The organism is Erwinia sp. MMLR14_017, assembly GCF_033657285.1.
Classification (GTDB): Bacteria; Pseudomonadota; Gammaproteobacteria; order Enterobacterales; family Enterobacteriaceae; genus Erwinia.
Genome location: NZ_JAWVWP010000004.1, coordinates 365,711 through 387,204 on the forward strand (window position 1 = coordinate 365,711; position 21,494 = coordinate 387,204).

Genomic DNA, 21,494 nt, shown 5'->3' on the forward strand with positions numbered 1-21,494 from the left:
GGGGCGACGACAACCAAAATAAGGTCTCTCCAGATTTACTGGAAAAAATGAGCGGCGAAGTATACCACGTGGTCAGAGCTTGCGATATAAACCCGCGTCAGAGATATAGGCTGAAACAGCAGAAGGCAGAAGATCGTCGCAGGATAGCCCCTGATGAAGGCGGGAGCGGATCTCAGTAGCAGAGAGAGAAATCAGCGGTGTCTCTGCCAGAAAAATCTCTCCGCAGGGCTTCTGATGCAGCGATGTAGCAGAGACCGCCTGATGCTCGTCCAGCCAGCGCTGTAAATCTGGCGTCTCCATATTAATGGCATACCCTGGACGGCGGCATACCAGCAGGTGGCATAACGTCAAAATCTCTTCCCAACGGTGCCACTTATACAGAGAGAGCAGCGAGTCCTGGCCGATAATAAATGCCAGAGGCTGCTCAGCGCCTCGTTCGGCGCGGAGTTCCGCCAGCGTCTCAATCGTCCAGGAGGGCGTATCGCGCTGCATCTCTCGTCGATCAAGATCAAAAAGAGCGTTGCCCGCTATCGCCAGTCTGACCATTTCAACGCGCTGTTCAGGGCTGGCTTCAGGCTGAGGTCGGTGGGGCGGCACGTTATTCGGTAACAACGTGACTTTTTTCAGGCCAACCTGACCGGCAAGCGCTTCAACCGGCTTTAAATGACCATAATGAATCGGGTCAAACGTCCCGCCAAACAGCGCCTGTAGCTGCTGATTTTCAGACATCGCAAAAGGTCTCCGGGAAGCCGCGCTGACAGAGCACTAATGAGAGCGTCTCAAGCTCTGACCAGACTGACTGACCATAATCCTGTTTCAGGGTGAGTTCAATACGCGTCAGTAAATGAATGGCCTGCGTGAGCTGCCTGGCGGAGAGGCGCTGTAGCGCTTCGGTGAACAGCGGCCGGCGATTTTGCCAGACGCGATGCTGATCAAACAGCGTGCGTATTGGCGTGGCTGCCATCTGCCGCTGCAGTGTCAGCAGCAGCATTAACTCTCTTTGCACCGTCCGTAACAGAATGACCGGTTCGCCTTCTTCCGCCTGCATCTGGCGAAGGATATGCTGCGCCCGCTTGCTTTTTCCCGCCAGCAGGGCGTCAACCCAGTGAAACGGCGTGAAGTGGGCCGCCTCGTTGACGGCCTGTTCAACGCGCGGCAGCGTCAGCTTGCCATCCGGCCAGAGCAGGGAAAGGCGTTCCAGCGCCTGAGCCAGCGCCAGCAGATTCCCTTCATAGCAGTAACAGAGCAGCTGAATGGCGGCATCATCCACGTTCAGCTTAAGAATTTTTGCCCGAGTAGCGACCCAACGGGGCAGCTGAGCCTGTTCAGGCGTCTGGCATGGCACCAGCACGGCATGGGTGCTCAGCGCCTTAAACCAGGCGCTGTTTTCCTGGGCTTTAGTGAGTTTCGCCACGCGCAGCAGCAGCAAAATATCCGCATGAAGCAGGGATGAGAGAGTGACAAGGTGTTCAGCCATGGCGGCATTGGGGCCATTATCTGGCAGCGTCAGCAGCAAAGTCTGACGGCTGGCAAACAGGCTCAACGCCTGACAGGTTGAATAGATAGCGTCCCAGTCCGTTTGGGCATCCACAGCCACGCTGAAATGTTCGGTAAAGCCCTGCTGCTGGGCAGCAGCACGCACCGCATCCTGCGATTCCTGTAGTAACAGAGGTTCGTTACCCGCCAGAATATAACAAGCGCGCAGCCCCTCATGGAGCTGCGCGCTTAATTGCTCAGGATAGATCCTGATCATCTGCTGTAAGAGTCGTCTGGCAGCATTGAGTCTGGCGAGGTCTGCTCGATGGCTGCCGGTGCGCTGTCCAGCGTGTTGATGGAAGCGTCTTTCTCTGCGGCGTGCACGGTCAGAAGCTTACGCACCAGTTGCTGCGCAGCCTGAGTACGCATTTCGCTGTAAATGATGTTCTGCTCTGAGTCTTTCGCCAGCGCGGCCAGCGGGTTGTCAAAGAACGAACGGTAGACCGTTGCGCTGATTGGATAGATCCCTTTATTTGGGATCAGTACCTGCGCACGAACCGTCATCATCAGAGAATACTCTGCCGTTTTACCATCCTGGAAAATAGAGGCGGTATCACGGCCCTGAGTCGCTCCCTGCAGGCGGAGTGAAGGAATATCTGTCCGCAGACCGGGATCGTCCAGCACGGTGACGTTATTCAGGCGCAGCTCTTCACGCACGGCACGCGTCAGCGGGCCGTAGGGATCAGACGTATCCAGCACCATGGTTTTCATTTCTGCCGGCACCGAGGTGGTACCGCGCAGGTGGAAACCACAACCTGCGGTGATTAACACCGCAAGACCCAGCATCACAGACAAAATCGGATGTCGCACAATTCCTCCTGACATCAACCCACGACCAGGTTAAGCAATTTGCCCGGTACGTAAATCACTTTACGAATGGTGACGCCATTAAGATACTTGGCGACCAGATGCTCCTGCGCGGCACGAGCCTGAACCTGTTCCTGCGTGGCATCAGCCGGAACGGTAATTTTGCCACGTACTTTACCATTAACCTGCACCACCACCAGCAGAGAATCTTCCACCATCGCTGCTTCATCAGCCTGCGGCCACGGCGCGTTGTCCACATCGCCTTCACCCTTCAGCGCCTGCCACAGGGTGAAGCAGGCATGCGGGGTGAACGGATAAAGCAGGCGGACCACAGCCAGCAGCGCTTCCTGCATCAGCGCGCGATCCTGCTCGCTCTCCTGCGGCGCACGGGCCAGCTTGTTCATCAGCTCCATAATCGCCGCGATGGCGGTGTTGAAGGTCTGACGGCGGCCGATATCATCGGAGACTTTGGCGATGGTTTTGTGCAGCTCACGACGCAGCGATTTCTGCTCGTCGTTCAGGCTGGCGATATCCAGTGGGGCTGTCGGCCCTTTCTCGCTGTGCTCGAAGGCGAGTCTCCAGACGCGTTTCAGGAAGCGGTTGGCCCCTTCCACGCCCGACTCCTGCCACTCCAGCGTCATTTCAGCAGGCGAAGCAAACATCATAAACAGACGCACGGTATCCGCACCGTAGCGCTCCACCATGACCTGCGGGTCGATGCCGTTGTTTTTCGACTTCGACATTTTGCTCATGCCCGCGTAAACCAGCTCGTGTCCCGCTGCGTCGGTGGCTTTAACAATGCGGCCTTTCTCGTCGCGCTCAACGGTGACATCAACCGGCGAGACCCAGTTGCGTTCGCCGTTAACGCCCAGATAGTAGAACGCATCGGCCAGCACCATGCCCTGACACAGCAGGCGTTTAGCTGGCTCATCAGAGTTAACCAGACCAGCATCGCGCAGCAGCTTATGGAAGAAGCGGAAGTAGAGCAGGTGCATGATGGCGTGTTCGATGCCGCCCACATACTGATCTACCGGCAGCCAGTAGTTGGCTGCCGCCGGGTCCAGCATGCCTTTATCGTAATCCGGGCAGGTGTAACGCGCGTAATACCAGGAAGACTCCATAAAGGTGTCAAAAGTATCCGTTTCACGCAGGGCTGGCTGACCGTTAACGGTCGTTTTCGCCCATTCGGGATCGGCTTTAATCGGACTGGTGATGCCATCCATCACCACATCTTCCGGCAGGATAACCGGCAGCTGATCTTCTGGCGTAGGCATCACGGTGCCATCTTCCAGCGTCACCATCGGGATAGGCGCACCCCAGTAACGCTGGCGGGAAACGCCCCAGTCGCGCAAACGATAGTTGACCTTACGCTCGCCAACGCCTTTAGCGGCCAGGCGCTCCGCAATGGCATTAAAGCCCTCTTCAAAAGAGAGGCCGTCAAACTCGCCAGAGTTAAACAGAGTGCCTTTTTCGGTCATCGCAGATTCGCTCAGCACCGGCTCGCTGCCGTCTGCGTTGAGGATCACCGGCTTGATGGCGAGATTGTATTTGGTGGCGAATTCCCAGTCGCGTTGGTCGTGACCAGGCACGGCCATAACCGCGCCGGTGCCATATTCCATCAACACAAAGTTGGCCACCCACACCGGCAGCTTTTCACCAGAGAGAGGGTGAATGGCAAACATGCCGGTCGCCATGCCTTTCTTCTCCATTGTCGCCATTTCTGCTTCAGCAACTTTGGTATTACGGCATTCGGCAATAAAGTCTGCCAGCGCAGGGTTGGAGGCCGACGCCTGAGCCGCCAGCGGATGACCCGCTGCCACGGCCAGGTAAGTCACGCCCATAAAGGTATCGGGACGGGTGGTATAGACGCTGAGCTTTTCGCTGCTCTCCGCCACGTCGAAGGTGATCTCTACCCCTTCTGAACGGCCAATCCAGTTACGCTGCATGGTTTTAACCTGCTCAGGCCAGCTCTCCAGCGTGTCCAGATCGTTGAGCAGCTCATCGGCGTAAGCGGTGATTTTAACGAACCACTGTGGGATCTCTTTGCGTTCGACTTTGGTGTCGCAGCGCCAGCAGCAGCCATCAATAACCTGCTCGTTTGCCAGCACGGTCTGATCGTTCGGGCACCAGTTCACCGCCGACGTCTTTTTATAGACCAGGCCTTTCTCATACAGTTTGGTGAAGAACCACTGTTCCCAGCGATAGTACTCAGGCTGACAGGTCGCCAGTTCCCGGCTCCAGTCATAGCCGAAGCCCAGCAATTTGAGCTGGTTCTTCATATAGGCAATGTTGTCGTAGGTCCATGGCGCAGGCGCGGTGTTGTTTTTCACCGCCGCGCCTTCAGCCGGCAGGCCAAAGGCATCCCAGCCGATAGGCTGAAGAACGTTTTTGCCCAGCATACGCTGGTAGCGGGAAATCACATCACCGATGGTGTAGTTACGAACGTGGCCCATATGTAGGCGGCCAGAAGGATAGGGCAGCATGGAGAGGCAGTAGTACTTCTCTTTACCTTCCTCTTCGGTCACTTTGAACGTTTGCTTCTCATCCCAGTGCTGTTGAACATGGGATTCTATCTCTTCCGGGCGGTATTGCTCTTGCATGGCAGCCAGTGGTCCTTTGTAAACTTTATGAGTTCGTTCAGATCCGCATAGCATAGCTGATTCGGCCCCGGCGCAACAACAGTAACCGCCCTGACAAGCACCATTTCTCTGTAAGCTGGAATATCACAGGCAAATTTCGCCAACGCCTGGTGGCAAAAAGAGGAATGAGGCTAGACTTAGAGACGTAACATATTGGTACGTTCAGGAGAAAAAATGAACAAGGTTGCTCAGTACTATCGTGAACTGGTTTCTTCACTGACGGAGAGGATCAATCGGGGGGAGCATGATATCGATGCGCTGGTAGAGAGTGCCAGGCAACGAATGAATAATCGGGGCGAGCTGACCCGCAGTCAGATTGATGACGTCACCCGCGCGGTACGCAGAGATTTGGAAGAGTTTGCCCGCAGCTATACGGAAAATCAGGATGATACCAACGACAGCGTGTTTATGCGGGTCATCCGCGAAAGCGTCTGGAAGGAGTTGGCCGATATCACTGATAAAAGCCAGCTTGAATGGCGCGAAGTGTTTCAGGATCTCAATCACCACGGCGTCTACCAGAGTGGGGAAGTAGTAGGGCTGGGCAATCTGGTCTGCGAGCAGTGTCAATTTACGCGAGCAATCTATACGCCGGAAACGCTGACGCGCTGTCCAAAGTGCGGCAACGATCAGTTCCAGCGACAGCCTTTTGAACCGTAAAAGCCGGGGCGGAGGTTTCCGCCCCGAAACAGGGTTTAATGCAGAATTTTGGCGAGAAAATCTTTTGCGCGGTCGGACTGCGGATTGTTGAAGAAGTCATCTTTTGCTGAATCTTCCACAATTTTCCCCTCATCCATAAAGATAACCCGGTTAGCCACTTTACGGGCAAAGCCCATCTCGTGCGTCACTACCATCATGGTCATGCCTTCATTGGCCAGTTCCACCATTACGTCCAGCACTTCGTTGATCATTTCCGGATCAAGGGCTGAGGTTGGCTCATCAAACAGCATGGCTATCGGGTCCATGCAGAGCGCTCGGGCAATCGCCACACGCTGCTGCTGGCCGCCGGAGAGCTGGCCGGGATGTTTATTGGCATGGGCAGACAGACCCACGCGCTCCAGCAGCTTCAGGCCTTTCTGACGCGCTTCTTCTTTATTTCGCTTCAGTACTTTCACCTGCGCAATGGTCAGGTTTTCGACAATAGTCAGATGTGGGAACAGCTCAAAGTGCTGGAATACCATGCCGACTTTCGAACGCAGCTGAGCCAGGTTAGTGCCTTTATCGTTCACGCCGGTGCCGTTCACTTCAATTTTGCCTTCCTGGATCGGCTCCAGCCCGTTAACGGTTTTGATCAATGTCGACTTGCCCGACCCGGAAGGGCCGCACACCACCACCACTTCGCCTTTCTTTACTTCGGTTGTGCAGTCGGTCAGCACCTGAAAGTGACCATACCACTTAGAAACGTTTTTCAGGGTAATCATTTAAGCCGTCCTTTTTCTTTTTAAATAGCTGACCAACAGCGAAGCGCTAAGGCTGATAACAAAGTAAACCGCACCGGCAAACAGCACCATTTCAATTTCGGTACCGTTGTTGATGCCGATAGTGTCGGCGGTACGGAAGAAGTCAGCAAGGCTGAGTACGTAAACCAATGAGGTATCCTGGAACAGAACAATACCCTGCGTCAGCAAAAGCGGCACCATGGCGCGGAAGGCCTGAGGCAGAATGATAAGTTTCATTGACTGCCAGTGGGTCATGCCCAGCGCCAGCGCGGCGTTACCCTGCCCACGAGCGATACTCAGGATGCCGGCACGGATGATTTCGGAATAATAGGCTGCTTCAAACAGGGAGAATGCCACCATGGCAGAAATCAGGCGAATATCGGTTTTAGGCGACAGACCAAGCACCTGCTGCAAAAAGCTCGGTACCACCAGATAGAACCACAACAGTACCATCACCAGCGGCACAGAGCGGAACAGGTTGACGTAGAGTCTGGCAAACCAGCTGATGGGCTTAAAGCTCGACAGGCGCATCACCGCCAGCAGGGTTCCCCAGATAATGCCAAACACAATCGCTGTGATGGTGATTTTAAGGGTGACCACCATGCCGTTGAGCAAGTAGGGAAGGTTGGGAGCTATGGTGCTCCAGTCAAATTCGTACATTATTTTCCTCCCATGCCGCCGGGCAGGCGCACTTTACGCTCCACCAGACTCATCAACAGCATAATGACGATGTTGATGCCGATATAGGCGACGGTGATGGCGGTAAATGATTCGTAGGCGTGAGCAGAGTAGTCCAGCAGCTTCCCGGCCTGTGCGGCCATATCGACCAGACCAATAGTGGAGGCGATAGCTGAGTTCTTGACCAGGTTCAGCATCTCTGAAGTCATCGGCGGCACAATCACGCGATAGGCGTTTGGCAGCAGCACATAGCGGTAGGTCTGCGGCAGCGTCAGGCCCATTGCAAGTCCCGCATTCTTCTGGCCTGAGGGCAGCGACTGAATCGCGGCGCGCACCTGTTCGCAAACGCGTGCGGCGGTAAACAGACCCAGACAGAGTACCGAGCAGGTAAAGAACTGAATATTGGGGTCCAGCTCAGATTTAAACCACATGCCAACATTTTCCGGCAGCAATTCCGGCACCACCAGATACCAGATAAAGAACTGCACAATCAGCGGTACGTTACGAAACAGCTCGACGTAACAGGTACCCAGGGTGGAGAGCAGACGGTTGGGGACGGTGCGCAGAATACCAAACAGCGATCCGACTAAAAGGGCGATAATCCACGCGCACACGGATACGGCGATGGTGACCTGAAAGCCAGACCACAGCCAACCCAGATAGGTGGTGTTTCCGAAAGGGGCTTCTTGCAGAAAAATGCCCCAGTTCCAATCGATTGACATAAATCACTCCGGGAGAAAAAAAGGGTAGCGACGCTACCCTGAAGATTGATGAGAGGCCCTGCCGTGCGTTATGGGGAACGACCACTTCGCACCTTCGCCGCCTTCCCGCTTTACGCGGGATAAGTCAGGCTGTTGTCTGTCCGGGCCTGATTTCAACAATCAGAGGGCAACCGGGGGTTGCCCTTATTTTCATTATTAGTTCAGTGCCTTATCATTTGGCGTCTTGAATGTTGCTTTCATGTCGTCCGACAGCGCAAAGTTCATGTTGAGGTTTTTAGGTGGAATAGGCTGGCTGAACCACTTACCAAACCATTTCTCCGCTTCGCCCGAAGTCTGGGCTTTAGCAATGGTCTCATCCATCAGCTGCTTGAAGCCGGCATCGTCTTTACGCAACATACAGCCATACGCTTCTTTCGACTGCGGCGTACCGACGATTTCCCAGTTAGCTGGCTTTTTCGCTTTGGCTCGTTCACCAGCCAGCAGAGCATCGTCCATCATAAAGGCCACGGCGCGACCGCTTTCCAGCGTACGGAAGGAGTCACCGTGATCTTTGGCGCTGATGATACGCATCTCCATTTTCTTGTCGTCGTTCAGCTTATTCAGCAGGATTTCAGAGGTGGTGCCTGAGGTTACCACCACGGTTTTGCCTTTCAGATCCGCAAAATCTTTAATTGGGCTGCCTTTTTTCACCAGCAAACGAGTGCCGATAACAAAAATGGTGTCGGAGAAGGCAGCCTGCTTCTGACGTTCCAGATTATTAGTCGTGGAGCCACACTCAAAATCGTAGGTGCCGTTCTGCAGCAGCGGAATACGGTTCTGCGAGGTGATCGGCAGCATTTTGACCTGCAGATCGGGCTTATTCAGTTTGGCTTTGATCGCAGCCACAATGGCATTGGAATAGTCCTGAGAATAGCCGACTACTTTTTGCTGATTATCGTAGTAAGAGAAAGGAACAGAAGACTCACGATGCCCCACGACAATAACGCCATTCTTAGCAATTTTGTCCAACGTGGATGATTGTGGTGCATCTTCTGCGTGGGCGATACCGGATGCAAGACCAGCCAGTGCCAGGCACAGCCCCAATTTCCGTAATTTCATCTCCAACTCCTTCGTTGAGTGGCGTCAATTTGTTGCGCCGGTTGTAGTTTTGTCCTGCTGCTTTTCTTTATTATCCTGAGACGTCATCGCACTCTGAACAGCCCTAACATAGCCGAATGTTAACGCAATGAAACAAGAAAGTTTCTATTCTGCGAAGCATGCCGCACCAAAGAGAGGCAATTTTTAAACAATGCTCCGCCCTGGGGCGTTGATTGTGCCTCAATGGTGCGAAGGCGCTTTATCCGTGGCGCGGTGTAAACTGTTCAGCGATTTCGCCGTAATCTTTTGCAATCATCGTGCCAAAAATTTTCGATAAAGCGTTTGATAAAGCTTAGAGGGAAGATGTGCTTAGTGGCGGTTGGCAGGGAAAGGGTTCCAAAAAAAACGCTGAACCGGAAGGGTTCAGCGCGAGATATTTACAGATAACGGCACTATTTACGCCGCAAACGGAGCGTCATTATCACCGCCGCCAGCCCAAACAGCAGGGTAATGATCCAGACTGGCCAGTTGCCGAAGCGGGCATAAGGCGTAAGCCCCTGCGTAGGCGTCATTTTAGTGGAGAGCACGCCAGCCACGAACTGGGGGATCATCTCTTCAGCATCGCCATCGGCATTGATCACTGCGGTTACACCGTTATTAGTATCACGCAGCAACGGTCTGCCCAGCTCCAGCGCTCGCATCCGTGCCATCTGAAAGTGCTGCCACGGGCCGATAGAATGACCAAACCAGGCGTCGTTAGAGATGGTCAGCAGGAAATCTGTGTCCGGACGGAAATTGTCCCGCACCTGCTGGCCCAGCACAATTTCATAGCAAATCGCAGCCGTAAGATTATAGCCCGCCACTGTCAGCTGCGGCTGGATATAGGCGCCACGACTGAAGGATGACATCGGTAAATCGAAGAAGGGTGCCAGCGGGCGCAGCAGAGTTTCCAAAGGTACGAACTCGCCAAACGGAACCAGATGGTTTTTCTGGTAACGGTTTGAGCTGCTGTAGTCATAAGGCTTTTCGCCACCGAGCACGATAATCGAGTTGTAATCATGGTAGCGGTTATCTTCCAGCCGCGAGTCGACAATTCCGGTAATCAGGCTGCTGCCACTGGCGCGCAGTTCTGCATCAATCGATTTCAGGAAGGGCTGCTGATTAGACTCAAGATCGGGAATAGCGGATTCCGGCCAGATAATGATCGGCGCTTTGCCAACGTAAGGACGGCTGAGAGAGGTATAGGTCTTCAGCGTGTTGATTAACTGTTCGGGGTCCCACTTCAGCGACTGGGGAATATTTCCCTGCACCATCGCAACGTTCACCTCGCGGTCCGGCATCGCCTGATACCAGCTTAACTGGCGCAGCGGCCACGGCAGCAGCAGCAGGGCCAGCGCAACAATCCCGGCCACCCAGTGACGTTTGATCGCCGCATAGACAGCCAGCCCAGCCACCATCATCAGCACAAAGGTGATCCCCTCCACGCCAGCCAGCGGACCCAGCCCTTTAAGCGGCCCATCAATCTGGCTGTAGCCAAACTGTAACCAGGGGAAGCCGGTCAGGACCCAGCCGCGCAGAAATTCGGTGATTTGCCACAGCACAGGCGCGGCGATCACCAGTCTTACCAGCGAGGTTGCGGGGAAAAGCCGATTAAGCAGCGCGGCAAACAGCAGGGTAAACAAGGAGAGCCAGGCGGCAAGCAGTACCACCAGCAGGACGTTAACCGGCCCAGGCATGCCGCCAAAGGTTGCGATGCTGACATAAACCCAGTTGATGCCGCTGCCAAACAGCCCCATACCCCAGACAAAACCAATAGCGGTTGCCTGGCGGGTGGAACGATCAAGCGTCAGCGACAGCAAACCTGCCAGAGAAACCAGGGCGGCGGGCCAGAAGTCGTAAGGGGAAAACGAAAGGGTGCCAAGGGCACCCGTTATCAGCGCTAAAAGCAGGCGAACCCGCTGACGCTGGTATAATGAGGCAATAGCCATTGCGAATTATTCTTCCAAAATCGGTTGCGGCGAGTTTTCCGGAATTCTGACGTGAACCTGAATGATTCGACGGCTGTCGGCCATGGCGACCTTGAACTGATAGCCCTCAATCTCAATGCTCTCACCACGTGCAGGCAGATGACCAAACGCCTGCATCACCAGACCGCCGATAGTATCAACCTCTTCATCGCTGAAGTTGGTTTCAAAGACCTCATTAAAGTCCTCAATCGGGGTAAGGGCGCGAATAGTATAGGTGTGACGGCTCAGCTGGCGGATATCACGATCTTCTTCATCGTCATATTCATCTTCTATTTCGCCAACAATCAGCTCCAGAATATCTTCAATGGTGACCAGGCCTGAGACCCCGCCAAATTCATCGATCACAATGGCCATATGATAGCGCTGTGAGCGGAACTCTTTCAGCATACGGTCAACGCGCTTGCTTTCCGGTACCACTACCGCCGGACGCAGCACTTTTTCCATACTAAAGGGTGAAGATCCGCTGCTCATAAAGGGCAGCAGATCTTTAGCCATCAGAATGCCTTCAACATGGTCTTTATCTTCGCTGATAACCGGATAACGGGAGTGGGCAGACTCAATGATGACGTCCAGGCACTCTTCCAGTGACTGGTTACGCTTCAGGGTGATCATCTGCGAACGGGGGATCATGATGTCACGCACGCGCTGCTCGGCGATATCCATCACCCCTTCAAGCATGTCGCGGGTATCCGGGTCAATCAGATCGTTTTGTTCAGAATCGCGGATCAGTTCCAGCAGGTCGTCGCGGTTTTTAGGCTCACCGTGAAACAGCTGGTTGAGGATAAGGGTGAAAAATCCCTTTTTACTACTGGGACTGTCATTGTTTTGTGAATGGTCATCGCTCATGGCGTTTTTGTTTCTGTCACTCTTGTTGTGTGAAGGGATCCCTGCCTGCGGTTACGCAGCCAGGGAAATGTCAGGCCAGCGGCCCGCTTACGGTAACTCTTTCTCCGAAATGTACGGGTCGTCATAACCAAGAGCAAGCATTATCTCGGTCTCGATCGATTCCATCTCTTCGGCTTCGTCATCTTCGATATGGTCATAGCCCAGCAAATGCAGGCTGCCATGCACCACCATATGCGCCCAGTGGGCCAGCAGGGGCTTCTCCTGCTCTGCGGCCTCTTTCTCTACTACCTGGCGACAGATAATCAGGTCGCCCAGCAGTGGAAGCTCGATGCCCGGCGGGGCTTCGAACGGAAAAGAGAGCACGTTGGTGGGTTTATCTTTGCCGCGATAGGTATGGTTCAGCTCATGGCTTTCAGCTTCATCCACCACGCGGACAGTGACTTCACTCTCTTCCTGGAACTGCGGCAGCACCGCTTCCAGCCAGCGACGAAAATCAGATTCTGCCGGTAAGCCCTCTGTTTTTTCGCAGGCGAGTTGTAAATCCAGGATCACGGTGCTCATTTTTGCTCCTGCGCGGCCTGTTGCAGGGCCAACGCTTCACGTTTACGTTCTTCAGCCTGAGCATCACGCCGTTTTTGATCGGCCGCCTCCCACGCTTCATAAGCGATGACGACGCGCGCCACCACCGGATGACGGACAACATCTTCGCTGTGGAAGAAGTTAAAGCTGATCTCTTCTACGTCAGAGAGCACTTCAATGGCATGACGCAGGCCAGATTTCAGATTGCGGGGAAGGTCAATCTGCGTGACGTCGCCCGTAATCACCGCCTTGGAGTTAAAGCCAATACGGGTCAGAAACATCTTCATCTGCTCGATGGTGGTGTTCTGGCTCTCATCCAGAATGATAAAGGCATCATTCAGGGTGCGACCACGCATATAAGCGAGCGGCGCCACCTCAATCACGTTGCGCTCGATAAGCTTTTCCACGCGCTCAAAGCCCAGCATCTCAAACAGCGCGTCATACAAGGGGCGCAGATAAGGGTCGACTTTCTGACTCAGATCCCCTGGCAGGAAGCCTAGTTTTTCACCGGCTTCAACCGCCGGGCGCGTCAGTAAAATACGACGAACTTCCTGACGCTCCAGCGCATCGACAGCAGCGGCGACGGCAAGGTAAGTTTTACCCGTACCAGCAGGCCCGACGCCAAAGGTGATGTCGTGGTCGAGCACGTTAGCGACATATTGTGCCTGATTCGGCGTACGGGGTTTAATGACGCCCCGCTTGGTTTTGATATTTACCGCTTTACCATACTCCGGCACGCTGTCTGCACTCTGCTCCAGCACGCGGCTCTCTTTTATGGCCAGATGAATCTGCTCGGGATCGATGTCCGGAATATGTCCGCGCACGGGCGCAGTATCCACATACAGATCCCGCAGGATGCGGGCGGCCGCATCCACTATCAGCGCTTTCCCTACCAGCTTGAAAGCGTTATCGCGTCGGTTGATCTCTATTCCCAGGCGGCGCTCCAGCTGCTTGATGTTGTCATCAAAGGGGCCGCAAAGGCTCAACAGACGAGTGTTGTCAGTAGGCTCTAACGTGATTTCGCGTGTTTCAATATTCAAACTAATCCTTTGGGTCGCTCGGGGCCAGTTGAGGATGGCAATTCAGAGATTGTGGGCGGCCTTTGCAGGCGAACCATAAGCAAAGTATTTATGGCGCAGGCCAAAGGCGCAAGCGCTGAAGGAAATATTTGGGCACCCTTTCCAGAAAGCAAGGGTAACCCAATGTTTGAGGCGGCGCTTTTGCGAGACGCGCCGCAATTATTCGGGGGTTCAGGGTTGGAAAATACCCACGCCAGACTCATTCTCTTTGCGGGTGCGCGCAATCACCGAGGCTGGCGTCTCTGCCGCACGAAGCGCCATCTGCTCTTCTGTCCGTACCACAACGCCGCGCAGCGAGTTAGTGTAGACATCGACGATTTCAACATCGACGAATTTACCAATCATCTCTGGCGTGCCTTCAAAATTGACCACGCGGTTACACTCTGTACGTCCCGTCAGCTCCATCACATTTTTACGCGATGTACCCTCGACGAGAATACGCTGTACGGTGCCCAGTTTGCTTCGGCTCCAGGCCATCACCTGCTGATTGATGCGATCCTGCAGGATCCACAAACGCTGTTTCTTCTCTTCATCGCTGACATCATCCGGCAGATCGGCTGCGGGTGTACCAGGGCGGGCAGAATAGATAAAGCTGAAGCTGGTGTCGTAATTGACTTCGCCAATCAGCTTCATGGTTTGTTCAAAATCGTGCTGCGTTTCGCCAGGGAAACCGATGATAAAGTCTGAACTCATCTGCATAGTGGGTCTTGCGGCCAGCAGCTTACGAATAATCGCTTTATATTCAAGTGCCGTATGGGCACGCTTCATCATCGTCAGGATGCGGTCGGAACCGCTTTGAATCGGTAAGTGCAGGAAACTGACCAGTTCAGGCGTATCCCGATAGACATCAATAATATCGTCAGTAAATTCAATGGGATGACTGGTGGTAAAGCGGATGCGGTCAATGCCGTCAATGGCGGCCACCAGGCGAAGCAGCTCGGCAAAGGAGCCGATGCCGCCTTCATAGGTTTCGCCACGCCAGGCATTAACGTTCTGGCCCAGCAGATTAACTTCACGTACGCCCTGAGAGGCCAGTTGCGCAATCTCAAACAGGATATCATCACTTGGCCGACTGATCTCTTCGCCACGGGTGTAGGGTACCACGCAGAACGTACAGTATTTGTTGCAGCCCTCCATGATAGAGACAAACGCGGTCGGGCCATCGGCACGCGGTTCCGGCAGGCGGTCAAACTTCTCAATTTCCGGGAAGCTGATATCTACTACCGGGCTTTTTGATCCCCGCACGCTGTTGATCATCTCCGGAAGGCGGTGCAGGGTTTGTGGCCCGAAAACAATATCCACGCAGGGCGCACGCTGGCGAATAAGCTCCCCTTCTTGTGACGCCACGCAGCCGCCCACGCCAATAATGATATCGGGATTTTTGGCTTTCAGCACTTTCCAGCGGCCAAGCTGACTGAACACTTTTTCCTGAGCTTTTTCTCGGATTGAACAGGTGTTGAGCAGCAGCACGTCTGCCTCTTCAGCAATCTCAGTCAGGGTATAGCCGTGGGTGCTGTTTAACAGGTCCGCCATTTTGGATGAGTCATACTCATTCATCTGGCAGCCCCAGGTTTTGATCAGGAGTTTTTTTGTCATCTGCTTGCCATTAATCATACTGGAGGGTGTGCGGGGGCATATCGTCAGGCTGGGCGGGCGTTGTGAACAACGCGCTGGCTTTTCTGCTGGTTATGCCAATCGGCCCCCAAAAATCCGGTACACTAAGGGTAACAGAATTAGCCCTGACAAGGGTAGGTGTAGGGCGCCCGGATCGCTTTCAGGACAGGAAAAATTTAATGACCAGCACAACGCAAAAATGGGATGTCGTTATTGTAGGCGGCGGAATGGTAGGCGCGGCGCTCGCCAGCGGCCTTACTACGCAGGGATTCAACGTTGCAGTGTTAGAGCAGCAGGAACCCGTTGAATTTGACCCGGCCAGCAATCCTGATATCAGGATCTCCGCCATCGGCGCCGCTTCGGTAGCGTTGTTGAAGCAGTTAGAGGTGTGGCCGCTGGTACAGGCTATGCGCAGCACGCCTTACCGTAAGCTGGAAACCTGGGAGTGGCGTAGTGCTCAGGTTGGTTTTGATGCGCAGTCGCTTGGCTTGCCTGAACTGGGTTATATGGTTGAGAACAGCGTGCTACAGCGCGCACTCTGGCAACGTCTTCAGCAGCAGAAGGTGACGTTACTTTCTCCTGCCTCGCTCGAAACGCTGTCGTCCTGCAATGGGGGCTGGCAGCTGACACTGAACAATGGCGACAGCCATACGGCGAGGCTGGTGGTAGGGGCCGATGGCGCGAATTCTAAAGTACGGCAACTGGCAGGAATGGGGATCCGCGGCTGGAACTACGCCCAATCCTGTATGTTGATTAGCGTGCGTTGTGAACAGGAGGCGGGCGACTGCACCTGGCAGCAATTTACGCCGGATGGCCCAAGGGCATTTCTCCCGCTTTTCGATCGCTGGGCCTCGCTGGTCTGGTATGACAGCCCATCCCGCATTCGCCAGCTTCAGGGGATGTCCATGACGCAGCTCAGTCAGGAAATTTCAGCACATTTCCCCGCGAGGCTGGGGCATGTCACCCCGGTGTCAGCCGGCTCCTTCCCGCTGGTGCGCCGTCATGCCACTCGCTATGTGTTGCCGGGTCTGGCGCTGGTGGGCGATGCGGCGCACACCATTAATCCTCTGGCAGGGCAGGGCGTCAATCTGGGCTACCGTGACGTGGATGCTCTGATTGATACACTCGTGGCCTCACGCGATCGGGCGGAAGAGTGGGCCTCTGAAGGCGTACTGAAGCGCTATCAGCGCAAACGGCTGAAGGATAACCTGCTGATGCAAAGCGGCATGGATCTGTTCTACTTTGCCTTCAGTACGCCGGTAAAACCGTTACGGATTATACGTAATCTTGGGCTGATGGTGGCAGAGCGATCCGGCGTGTTAAAACGCCAGGCGTTGAAATACGCGTTGGGCTTGTAGTCCCGGAGTAAGTTCTGCTTCAGCAGAGAAAGTACCAGTAATCTGACAAAAAAGGTCATAGCGGGCCGCAGTAGACGGAGAGAGGCAGCAAGTCAGTACAGCAGGCTAGCCAGCCGCAGCAACGCCGCCAGAAGCAGGAAGTCAGCGACGGCAGGCCCGCATGAAGCAGCAACACGCCAGACGCCAGACGCCAGACGCAAAAAAGCCCGCAAAAGCGGGCTTCTTTACTTATTGGCTGGGGTGCAGGGATTCGAACCCCGGAATGCTGGTATCAGAAACCAGTGCCTTACCGCTTGGCGACACCCCAATTATGGTGTTGCGATCTGCGCTGCAAATCGTCTTTTTTATGGCTGGGGTGCAGGGATTCGAACCCCGGAATGCTGGTATCAGAAACCAGTGCCTTACCGCTTGGCGACACCCCAATAAAATTGGTGGCTACTACGGGAATCGAACCTGTGACCCCAGCATTATGAGTGCTGTGCTCTAACCAGCTGAGCTAAGTAGCCTAATTTTACTGCTTACAACGTTAAAACCTTTCCCTGACTGGCTGGGATACCTGGATTCGAACCAGGGAATGCCGGTATCAAAAACCGGTGCCTTACCGCTTGGCGATATCCCAATGTCCGTTTCAAAGCACAATAACCATCAGAAAAAACTGGCTGGGGTACCTGGATTCGAACCAGGGAATGCCGGTATCAAAAACCGGTGCCTTACCGCTTGGCGATACCCCATCCGTGCAAAGCCGTTTACGGAAATGGTGCGGGAGGCGAGACTTGAACTCGCACACCTTGCGGCGCCAGAACCTAAATCTGGTGCGTCTACCAATTTCGCCACTCCCGCAAAAAAGATGGTGGCTACGACGGGAATCGAACCTGTGACCCCAGCATTATGAGTGCTGTGCTCTAACCAGCTGAGCTACGTAGCCATCTTTTTGCGCGTTACCTTCATCGGCGTTGCGGGGCGCATTATGCGGAGTTGACCTGGAAGCGTCAACAAGTTTTTTCCCGTTTTTGACCTGAAACGTTTTGTTTGTCTGGCTTATAACCAGCCTGGCGAATAAAGCAACAAATCCTGAAGGTAATCCACAAATTTCAACATAATGACGGGCCAGTAAAGGCCCGTTTATTTACCTGAAGGTACGGATTACTTATAGGCAGACTGGTGAACGCCTACCGCGCGTCCGGAAGGGTCGTCCATGGTTTTGAACGCTTCGTCCCATTCGATAGCTTTTGCCGAAGAGCAAGCCACGGAAGGGCCGCCAGGTACGCATTCTGCCGCGCTTGGCAGCGGGAACAGCTCTTCAAAGATTTCGCGGTAGAGGTATCCCTCTTTCGAACCTGGGGTGTTATACGGGAAGCGGAAATGAGCCGTTTGCAGCTGCTGGTCAGTGACCTGCTTCGCCGCCACCTCTTTCAGCGTATCAATCCAGCTGTAGCCCACGCCGTCAGAGAATTGCTCTTTCTGACGCCATGCCACGCTTTCCGGCAGGTAGGAGGAGAAACATTCACGCAGGATATGTTTTTCCATTTTGCCGTTGCTGCCGCACATTTTGTCTGCCGGGTTGATGCGCATCGCCACGTCGAGGAATTTTTTATCCAGGAAGGGGACGCGAGCTTCAACGCCCCAGGCTGACATCGCTTTATTAGCACGTGCACAGTCAAACATATGCAGGGCCAGCAGCTTACGCACGTTTTCTTCGTGGAACTCTTTCGCGTCAGGTGCTTTATGGAAGTAGAGGTAACCGCCAAAGACTTCATCAGCGCCTTCGCCTGAGAGCACCATTTTAATGCCCATCGCTTTGATCTTGCGTGACATCAGGTACATCGGCGTGGAAGCGCGAATGGTCGTCACATCGTAAGTCTCAATGTGATAGATAACGTCACGGATAGCATCCAGACCTTCCTGCACGGTGAAATGGATCTCGTGGTGCACGGTGCCCAGGTGCTCAGCAACGGATTTCGCTGCCTTCAAATCAGGTGACCCTTCCAGACCTACCGCAAACGAGTGCAGCTGTGGCCACCACGCCTCGCTCTTGTCCTGATCTTCAATACGTTTGGCGGCATATTTTTTGGTCACGGCAGAAATAATAGAGGAATCCAGGCCGCCGGAGAGCAGAACGCCATAAGGTACATCGGACATCAGGTGGCTTTTCACCGCCTCTTCCAGCGCATCTTTCAGGGCTACGGCATCCGTTTTGTTATGCTCAACGGCCTCATAGCTGAACCAGTCACGCTGCCAGTAACGGTGGATTTCACCATCGGTGCTGGACATGTAGCTTCCCGGAGGGAACTCTTTAATCGATTTGCACACCGGCACCAGCGCTTTCATTTCTGAAGCGACAAACAGGTTGCCATGCTCATCGTTGCCCATATAGAGGGGAATAATACCAATATGGTCACGACCAATCAGCCAGCTTTTCTTCACGCTGTCATAGAGGATAAAGGCAAACATACCCTGCAGGTCGTCGAGAAAATCGACCCCTTTTTCCTGATAGAGCGCCAGGATCACTTCACAGTCTGATTCGGTCTGAAATGCGTAACGATCGCTTAACTCTGCACGTAGCGCCTGGTGATTATAGATTTCGCCGTTCACCGCTAAAACATGCGTATGGTCTGCGTTGTAGAGAGGCTGTGCGCCGTTGTTCACGTCAACGATGGAGAGACGCTCGTGCGACAGGATTGCATGGTCATCGGCATAGACGCCAGACCAGTCCGGGCCGCGGTGACGCATCAGACGGGAAAGCTCCAGCGCTTTCTTACGCAGTTCGACAGCATCGCTTTTGAGATCCAAAACGCCAAAAATAGAACACATAGCTAACTCTCCTACAACATCCCTGAACAGTGATGATCTTTGTTAATAAGGAGGGCGACCGTGCGCCCGATACATAAGAAAATGCTCTATCCAGAGGCGATGAGCAAGCATTTTAGCCTTTCTCTGAAAAATAGTCTGTTGCTGCGCGTCAATCTTTGATGGATATTCAAAAGGACAGGGTGATTATTAGCGAATCGATAATATTGCGCTAAAATCGGTTAAATTATGAGCAGAATGCAGATAATAAAAACCCGACGCTAAGGTCGGGTCACTCAGTCAGATGATATCGATGTCGGCTACAGAGGGGTAGATCCAGCTTGGCCGGAACGGCATAGCATCCACATCGCTGAGCGTGGAGACGCCAGATAAGACCAGAATGGTTTCCAGGCCTGCCTGGAAGCCGGCCAGAATATCGGTACGCAGGTTATCCCCCACAATCACCGTCTCTTCGGAATGAGCCTGCATTTTGTTCAGCGCAGCACGCATAATCCACGGACTGGGCTTGCCCACGTAAAAGGGCTGGCGGCCAGAAATTTTCTCTATGCCGGCACAGAGCGCACCACAGGCGGGAACAAAACCCCTGGCATGTGTGTCAGGGTTGGTGGCAATAAAGCGCGCGCCATTCGCCACAAAGAAGGCCGCTTTATGCATCATGTCCCAGTTAAAGGAGCGGGTTTCGCCCACGATAACGAAGTCCGGATTGATATCCGTGATGGTAAAGCCAGCTTTATAGAGCTCATGGATCAGCGCGCCTTCGCCCACCACGTAGGCCTTTTTCCCTTCCTGACGGCGCAGAAAATCCGCTGTCGCCATCGCCGAGGTATAAAACACGCTGTCGGGGAGATCAATTCCTGCTGAAGCAAAACGGTTGGCAAGATCGAGCGAGGTTTGAGAAGGGTAGTTGGTGAGAAGCACCAGCGGCATCCCTTTTTCAAGGATACGCTGCAGGAACTCATTAGCACCCGGTACGGCGGTATTGTCATGCATCAATACGCCATCAATATCGCAAATTACATTCTTGATTGTGGCAGTTTCACTGTCCGTCAGGGTCAAAGCGCTCATTAACCTTCCAGTAAATGTTGTAATAAAATGCCGTTAAGCATGGCACGTTTCGCCAGTGCGAAAGCACCAATTGCAGAACGATGATCGATTTCTGAGCGTACCACCGGGAGATTTTTGCGGAAAGCTTTCAGAACCTGAGTATTGATACAGCCCTCTATGGCAGCCAGTAATACTTTATCCGCTTCGGTGATCTCACCGGCAATGACAACTTTTTGCGGATTAAAAAGGTTGATGGCAATGGCAACGGCCTTGCCCAGATGGCGGCCGACGTAATCAATGACTTCCACTGCCAGCGCATCGCCGCGATTAGCCGCTTTGCAGATCTGATGCATATGGCACTCATCAAGGGTCAGCGAGCTGGGGTAGCCCTGCGTAAGGAGATGGCGAACCCGGTTCTCGATAGCGCCGTTTGCGGCGATGGTTTCCAGGCAGCCAAAGTTGCCGCAGTGGCAGCGCTCACCCAAAGGGTCGACCTGAATATGCCCCAGCTCACCCACGTTGCCGTTACTGCCGAGGAAAATATGGCCGTTGGCGATGATGCCTGCGCCGGTACCCCGGTGTACGCGCACCAGAATGGAATCTGCGCAGTCGCGCGATGCACCGAAATAGTGCTCTGCAAGCGCCAGGCTGCGAATATCGTGTCCAACAAAACTGGTCACGTTGAAACGTTTTTCCAGGTTGGCGACCAATGGCCAGTGGTGCACATGAATATGGGGCATATAGCGGATGATGCCACTATTCGGGTCAACCAGACCGGGCAGGATCACCGAGATGGCAATCAGCTCCCGCACCTTGCGCTGATGCAGTTCGCTAAAGCTGGCAATGGCGTTAAACAGGGCGTTTTCCAGGGTTTCCTGGGTGCGTTCAGGCAGGGCGTAATCTTCCTGGGCAAGCGACTTTCCGCTTAAATCGAACAGCGTTAATGTGGCATCGCTGCGCCCGAGACGCACGCCGATAGTATGAAAACCGCGGGTTTCGGTGACGATAGAGATAGCGCGGCGGCCTCCGGTAGAGGCCTGCTGATCCACTTCTTTGATCAGGCCGCGTTCAATCAGCTGACGAGTAATCTTGGTAACGCTGGCGGGGGCTAGCTGGCTGTGTTCTGCAATCTGTATGCGCGAAATTGGACCTTGCTGGTCAATAAGCCGGTAAACGGCTGCGCTGTTGAGTTGCTTAACTAAATCGACATTTCCTATTTGAGCCTGGCCGCCAGTGGTCATTCA

General features: G+C 54.0%; 18 protein-coding genes and 7 tRNA genes. 2 read left to right on the forward strand and 23 right to left on the reverse strand.

Annotated features, from left to right (window positions below; all coding sequences use genetic code 11):
• Nucleotides 1–72: 72 nt before the first annotated feature.
• Genes nadD through leuS form a run of 4 tightly spaced genes read right to left on the reverse strand, consistent with a single transcriptional unit; the run spans nucleotide 73 to nucleotide 4,943 of the window.
• Complete coding sequence (gene nadD, locus SD961_RS09385) at nucleotides 73–729, reverse strand: nicotinate-nucleotide adenylyltransferase (RefSeq protein WP_318790106.1); 657 nt, start codon at nucleotides 727–729, stop codon at nucleotides 73–75.
• A complete protein-coding gene (gene holA, locus SD961_RS09390; protein WP_318790107.1) occupies nucleotides 722–1,753 on the reverse strand; it encodes a DNA polymerase III subunit delta in 1,032 nt (343 codons plus the stop codon). Before holA ends, nadD begins: the two co-directional genes overlap by 8 nt.
• Nucleotides 1,750–2,346, reverse strand: coding sequence for an LPS assembly lipoprotein LptE (lptE, locus tag SD961_RS09395; protein WP_318790108.1), 597 nt, complete (start codon nucleotides 2,344–2,346; stop codon nucleotides 1,750–1,752). The genes holA and lptE overlap by 4 nt, the downstream gene beginning before the upstream one ends.
• Nucleotides 2,347–2,360: 14 nt before the next feature.
• Nucleotides 2,361–4,943: a leucine--tRNA ligase gene (leuS, locus tag SD961_RS09400; RefSeq protein WP_318790109.1), complete on the reverse strand. Its 2,583-nt coding sequence runs from the start codon at nucleotides 4,941–4,943 to the stop codon at nucleotides 2,361–2,363.
• 213 nt (nucleotides 4,944–5,156) lie between these two features.
• Between leuS and SD961_RS09405 the strand changes: the two genes are divergently transcribed.
• Nucleotides 5,157–5,639 (forward strand): zinc ribbon-containing protein, encoded by a 483-nt coding sequence (locus SD961_RS09405; protein ID WP_318790110.1) that lies wholly within the window; start codon nucleotides 5,157–5,159, stop codon nucleotides 5,637–5,639.
• A gap of 35 nt (nucleotides 5,640–5,674) precedes the next feature.
• On the opposite strand, the gene SD961_RS09410 is transcribed toward SD961_RS09405, so the two are convergent.
• The 9 genes from SD961_RS09410 to miaB all read right to left on the reverse strand — a co-directional run bounded on the left by SD961_RS09410 (nucleotide 5,675) and on the right by miaB (nucleotide 15,022).
• On the reverse strand, nucleotides 5,675–6,400 hold the full coding sequence (locus SD961_RS09410; protein ID WP_318790111.1) for an amino acid ABC transporter ATP-binding protein: 726 nt from the start codon (nucleotides 6,398–6,400) through the stop codon (nucleotides 5,675–5,677).
• The gene (gene gltK / locus SD961_RS09415; RefSeq protein WP_306207011.1) at nucleotides 6,401–7,078 is read right to left on the reverse strand and encodes a glutamate/aspartate ABC transporter permease GltK; all 678 of its coding nucleotides are present in this window, start codon (nucleotides 7,076–7,078) and stop codon (nucleotides 6,401–6,403) included.
• The gene (locus tag SD961_RS09420) at nucleotides 7,078–7,818 is read right to left on the reverse strand and encodes an amino acid ABC transporter permease (protein ID WP_318790112.1); all 741 of its coding nucleotides are present in this window, start codon (nucleotides 7,816–7,818) and stop codon (nucleotides 7,078–7,080) included. The genes gltK and SD961_RS09420 overlap by 1 nt, the downstream gene beginning before the upstream one ends.
• Nucleotides 7,819–8,013: 195 nt before the next feature.
• Nucleotides 8,014–8,916, reverse strand: coding sequence for an amino acid ABC transporter substrate-binding protein (locus SD961_RS09425; protein WP_318790113.1), 903 nt, complete (start codon nucleotides 8,914–8,916; stop codon nucleotides 8,014–8,016).
• 431 nt (nucleotides 8,917–9,347) lie between these two features.
• The gene (gene lnt / locus SD961_RS09430; protein ID WP_318790114.1) at nucleotides 9,348–10,883 is read right to left on the reverse strand and encodes an apolipoprotein N-acyltransferase; all 1,536 of its coding nucleotides are present in this window, start codon (nucleotides 10,881–10,883) and stop codon (nucleotides 9,348–9,350) included.
• A 6-nt stretch (nucleotides 10,884–10,889) separates the two neighbouring features.
• On the reverse strand, nucleotides 10,890–11,768 hold the full coding sequence (corC, locus tag SD961_RS09435) for a CNNM family magnesium/cobalt transport protein CorC (RefSeq protein WP_306207003.1): 879 nt from the start codon (nucleotides 11,766–11,768) through the stop codon (nucleotides 10,890–10,892).
• A gap of 87 nt (nucleotides 11,769–11,855) precedes the next feature.
• Nucleotides 11,856–12,329, reverse strand: coding sequence for an rRNA maturation RNase YbeY (ybeY, locus tag SD961_RS09440; RefSeq protein ID WP_318790115.1), 474 nt, complete (start codon nucleotides 12,327–12,329; stop codon nucleotides 11,856–11,858).
• Nucleotides 12,326–13,387: a PhoH family protein gene (locus SD961_RS09445; RefSeq protein ID WP_318790116.1), complete on the reverse strand. Its 1,062-nt coding sequence runs from the start codon at nucleotides 13,385–13,387 to the stop codon at nucleotides 12,326–12,328. Before SD961_RS09445 ends, ybeY begins: the two co-directional genes overlap by 4 nt.
• 210 nt (nucleotides 13,388–13,597) lie before the next feature.
• Complete coding sequence (miaB, locus tag SD961_RS09450; protein WP_318790117.1) at nucleotides 13,598–15,022, reverse strand: tRNA (N6-isopentenyl adenosine(37)-C2)-methylthiotransferase MiaB; 1,425 nt, start codon at nucleotides 15,020–15,022, stop codon at nucleotides 13,598–13,600.
• Between the two features lie 197 nt (nucleotides 15,023–15,219).
• Here miaB and ubiF point away from each other — a divergent pair, with 197 nt between their 5' ends.
• Nucleotides 15,220–16,398 (forward strand): 3-demethoxyubiquinol 3-hydroxylase, encoded by a 1,179-nt coding sequence (ubiF, locus tag SD961_RS09455; protein WP_318790118.1) that lies wholly within the window; start codon nucleotides 15,220–15,222, stop codon nucleotides 16,396–16,398.
• 232 nt (nucleotides 16,399–16,630) lie between these two features.
• Here ubiF and SD961_RS09460 read toward each other — a convergent pair.
• From SD961_RS09460 to nagC, 10 genes are all read right to left on the reverse strand, one after another.
• Nucleotides 16,631–16,705 (reverse strand) — tRNA-Gln (locus SD961_RS09460).
• A gap of 40 nt (nucleotides 16,706–16,745) precedes the next feature.
• A tRNA-Gln gene (locus SD961_RS09465) sits at nucleotides 16,746–16,820 on the reverse strand.
• A 7-nt stretch (nucleotides 16,821–16,827) separates the two neighbouring features.
• A tRNA-Met gene (locus SD961_RS09470) sits at nucleotides 16,828–16,904 on the reverse strand.
• 38 nt (nucleotides 16,905–16,942) lie between these two features.
• Nucleotides 16,943–17,017: transfer RNA gene (locus SD961_RS09475), tRNA-Gln, on the reverse strand.
• A 37-nt stretch (nucleotides 17,018–17,054) separates the two neighbouring features.
• Nucleotides 17,055–17,129: transfer RNA gene (locus SD961_RS09480), tRNA-Gln, on the reverse strand.
• A gap of 24 nt (nucleotides 17,130–17,153) precedes the next feature.
• A tRNA-Leu gene (locus SD961_RS09485) sits at nucleotides 17,154–17,238 on the reverse strand.
• Nucleotides 17,239–17,246: 8 nt separating this feature from the next.
• Nucleotides 17,247–17,323, reverse strand: a tRNA-Met gene (locus tag SD961_RS09490).
• A 218-nt stretch (nucleotides 17,324–17,541) separates the two neighbouring features.
• Nucleotides 17,542–19,209: an asparagine synthase B gene (gene asnB, locus SD961_RS09495; protein WP_318790119.1), complete on the reverse strand. Its 1,668-nt coding sequence runs from the start codon at nucleotides 19,207–19,209 to the stop codon at nucleotides 17,542–17,544.
• A gap of 276 nt (nucleotides 19,210–19,485) precedes the next feature.
• The gene (locus tag SD961_RS09500; protein ID WP_318790120.1) at nucleotides 19,486–20,271 is read right to left on the reverse strand and encodes an HAD-IIA family hydrolase; all 786 of its coding nucleotides are present in this window, start codon (nucleotides 20,269–20,271) and stop codon (nucleotides 19,486–19,488) included.
• The gene (gene nagC / locus SD961_RS09505; protein WP_318790121.1) at nucleotides 20,271–21,491 is read right to left on the reverse strand and encodes a DNA-binding transcriptional regulator NagC; all 1,221 of its coding nucleotides are present in this window, start codon (nucleotides 21,489–21,491) and stop codon (nucleotides 20,271–20,273) included. The genes SD961_RS09500 and nagC overlap by 1 nt, the downstream gene beginning before the upstream one ends.
• Between the last annotated feature and the right edge of the window lie 3 nt (nucleotides 21,492–21,494).

What these genes read in the sequence shown, in the direction of transcription:
- SD961_RS09405 (WP_318790110.1), top strand. Translation starts at nt 5,157, where the DNA reads ATGAACAAGGTTGCTCAGTACTATCGTGAACTGGTTTCTTCACTGACG.
- asnB (WP_318790119.1), bottom strand. Translation starts at nt 19,209, where the DNA reads ATGTGTTCTATTTTTGGCGTTTTGGATCTCAAAAGCGATGCTGTCGAA.
- ybeY (WP_318790115.1), bottom strand. Translation starts at nt 12,329, where the DNA reads ATGAGCACCGTGATCCTGGATTTACAACTCGCCTGCGAAAAAACAGAG.
- SD961_RS09425 (WP_318790113.1), bottom strand. Translation starts at nt 8,916, where the DNA reads ATGAAATTACGGAAATTGGGGCTGTGCCTGGCACTGGCTGGTCTTGCA.
- SD961_RS09410 (WP_318790111.1), bottom strand. Translation starts at nt 6,400, where the DNA reads ATGATTACCCTGAAAAACGTTTCTAAGTGGTATGGTCACTTTCAGGTG.
- lnt (WP_318790114.1), bottom strand. Translation starts at nt 10,883, where the DNA reads ATGGCTATTGCCTCATTATACCAGCGTCAGCGGGTTCGCCTGCTTTTA.
- nagC (WP_318790121.1), bottom strand. Translation starts at nt 21,491, where the DNA reads ATGACCACTGGCGGCCAGGCTCAAATAGGAAATGTCGATTTAGTTAAG.
- leuS (WP_318790109.1), bottom strand. Translation starts at nt 4,943, where the DNA reads ATGCAAGAGCAATACCGCCCGGAAGAGATAGAATCCCATGTTCAACAG.
- nadD (WP_318790106.1), bottom strand. Translation starts at nt 729, where the DNA reads ATGTCTGAAAATCAGCAGCTACAGGCGCTGTTTGGCGGGACGTTTGAC.
- holA (WP_318790107.1), bottom strand. Translation starts at nt 1,753, where the DNA reads ATGATCAGGATCTATCCTGAGCAATTAAGCGCGCAGCTCCATGAGGGG.
- corC (WP_306207003.1), bottom strand. Translation starts at nt 11,768, where the DNA reads ATGAGCGATGACCATTCACAAAACAATGACAGTCCCAGTAGTAAAAAG.
- ubiF (WP_318790118.1), top strand. Translation starts at nt 15,220, where the DNA reads ATGACCAGCACAACGCAAAAATGGGATGTCGTTATTGTAGGCGGCGGA.
- gltK (WP_306207011.1), bottom strand. Translation starts at nt 7,078, where the DNA reads ATGTACGAATTTGACTGGAGCACCATAGCTCCCAACCTTCCCTACTTG.
- SD961_RS09500 (WP_318790120.1), bottom strand. Translation starts at nt 20,271, where the DNA reads ATGAGCGCTTTGACCCTGACGGACAGTGAAACTGCCACAATCAAGAAT.
- SD961_RS09420 (WP_318790112.1), bottom strand. Translation starts at nt 7,818, where the DNA reads ATGTCAATCGATTGGAACTGGGGCATTTTTCTGCAAGAAGCCCCTTTC.
- miaB (WP_318790117.1), bottom strand. Translation starts at nt 15,022, where the DNA reads ATGACAAAAAAACTCCTGATCAAAACCTGGGGCTGCCAGATGAATGAG.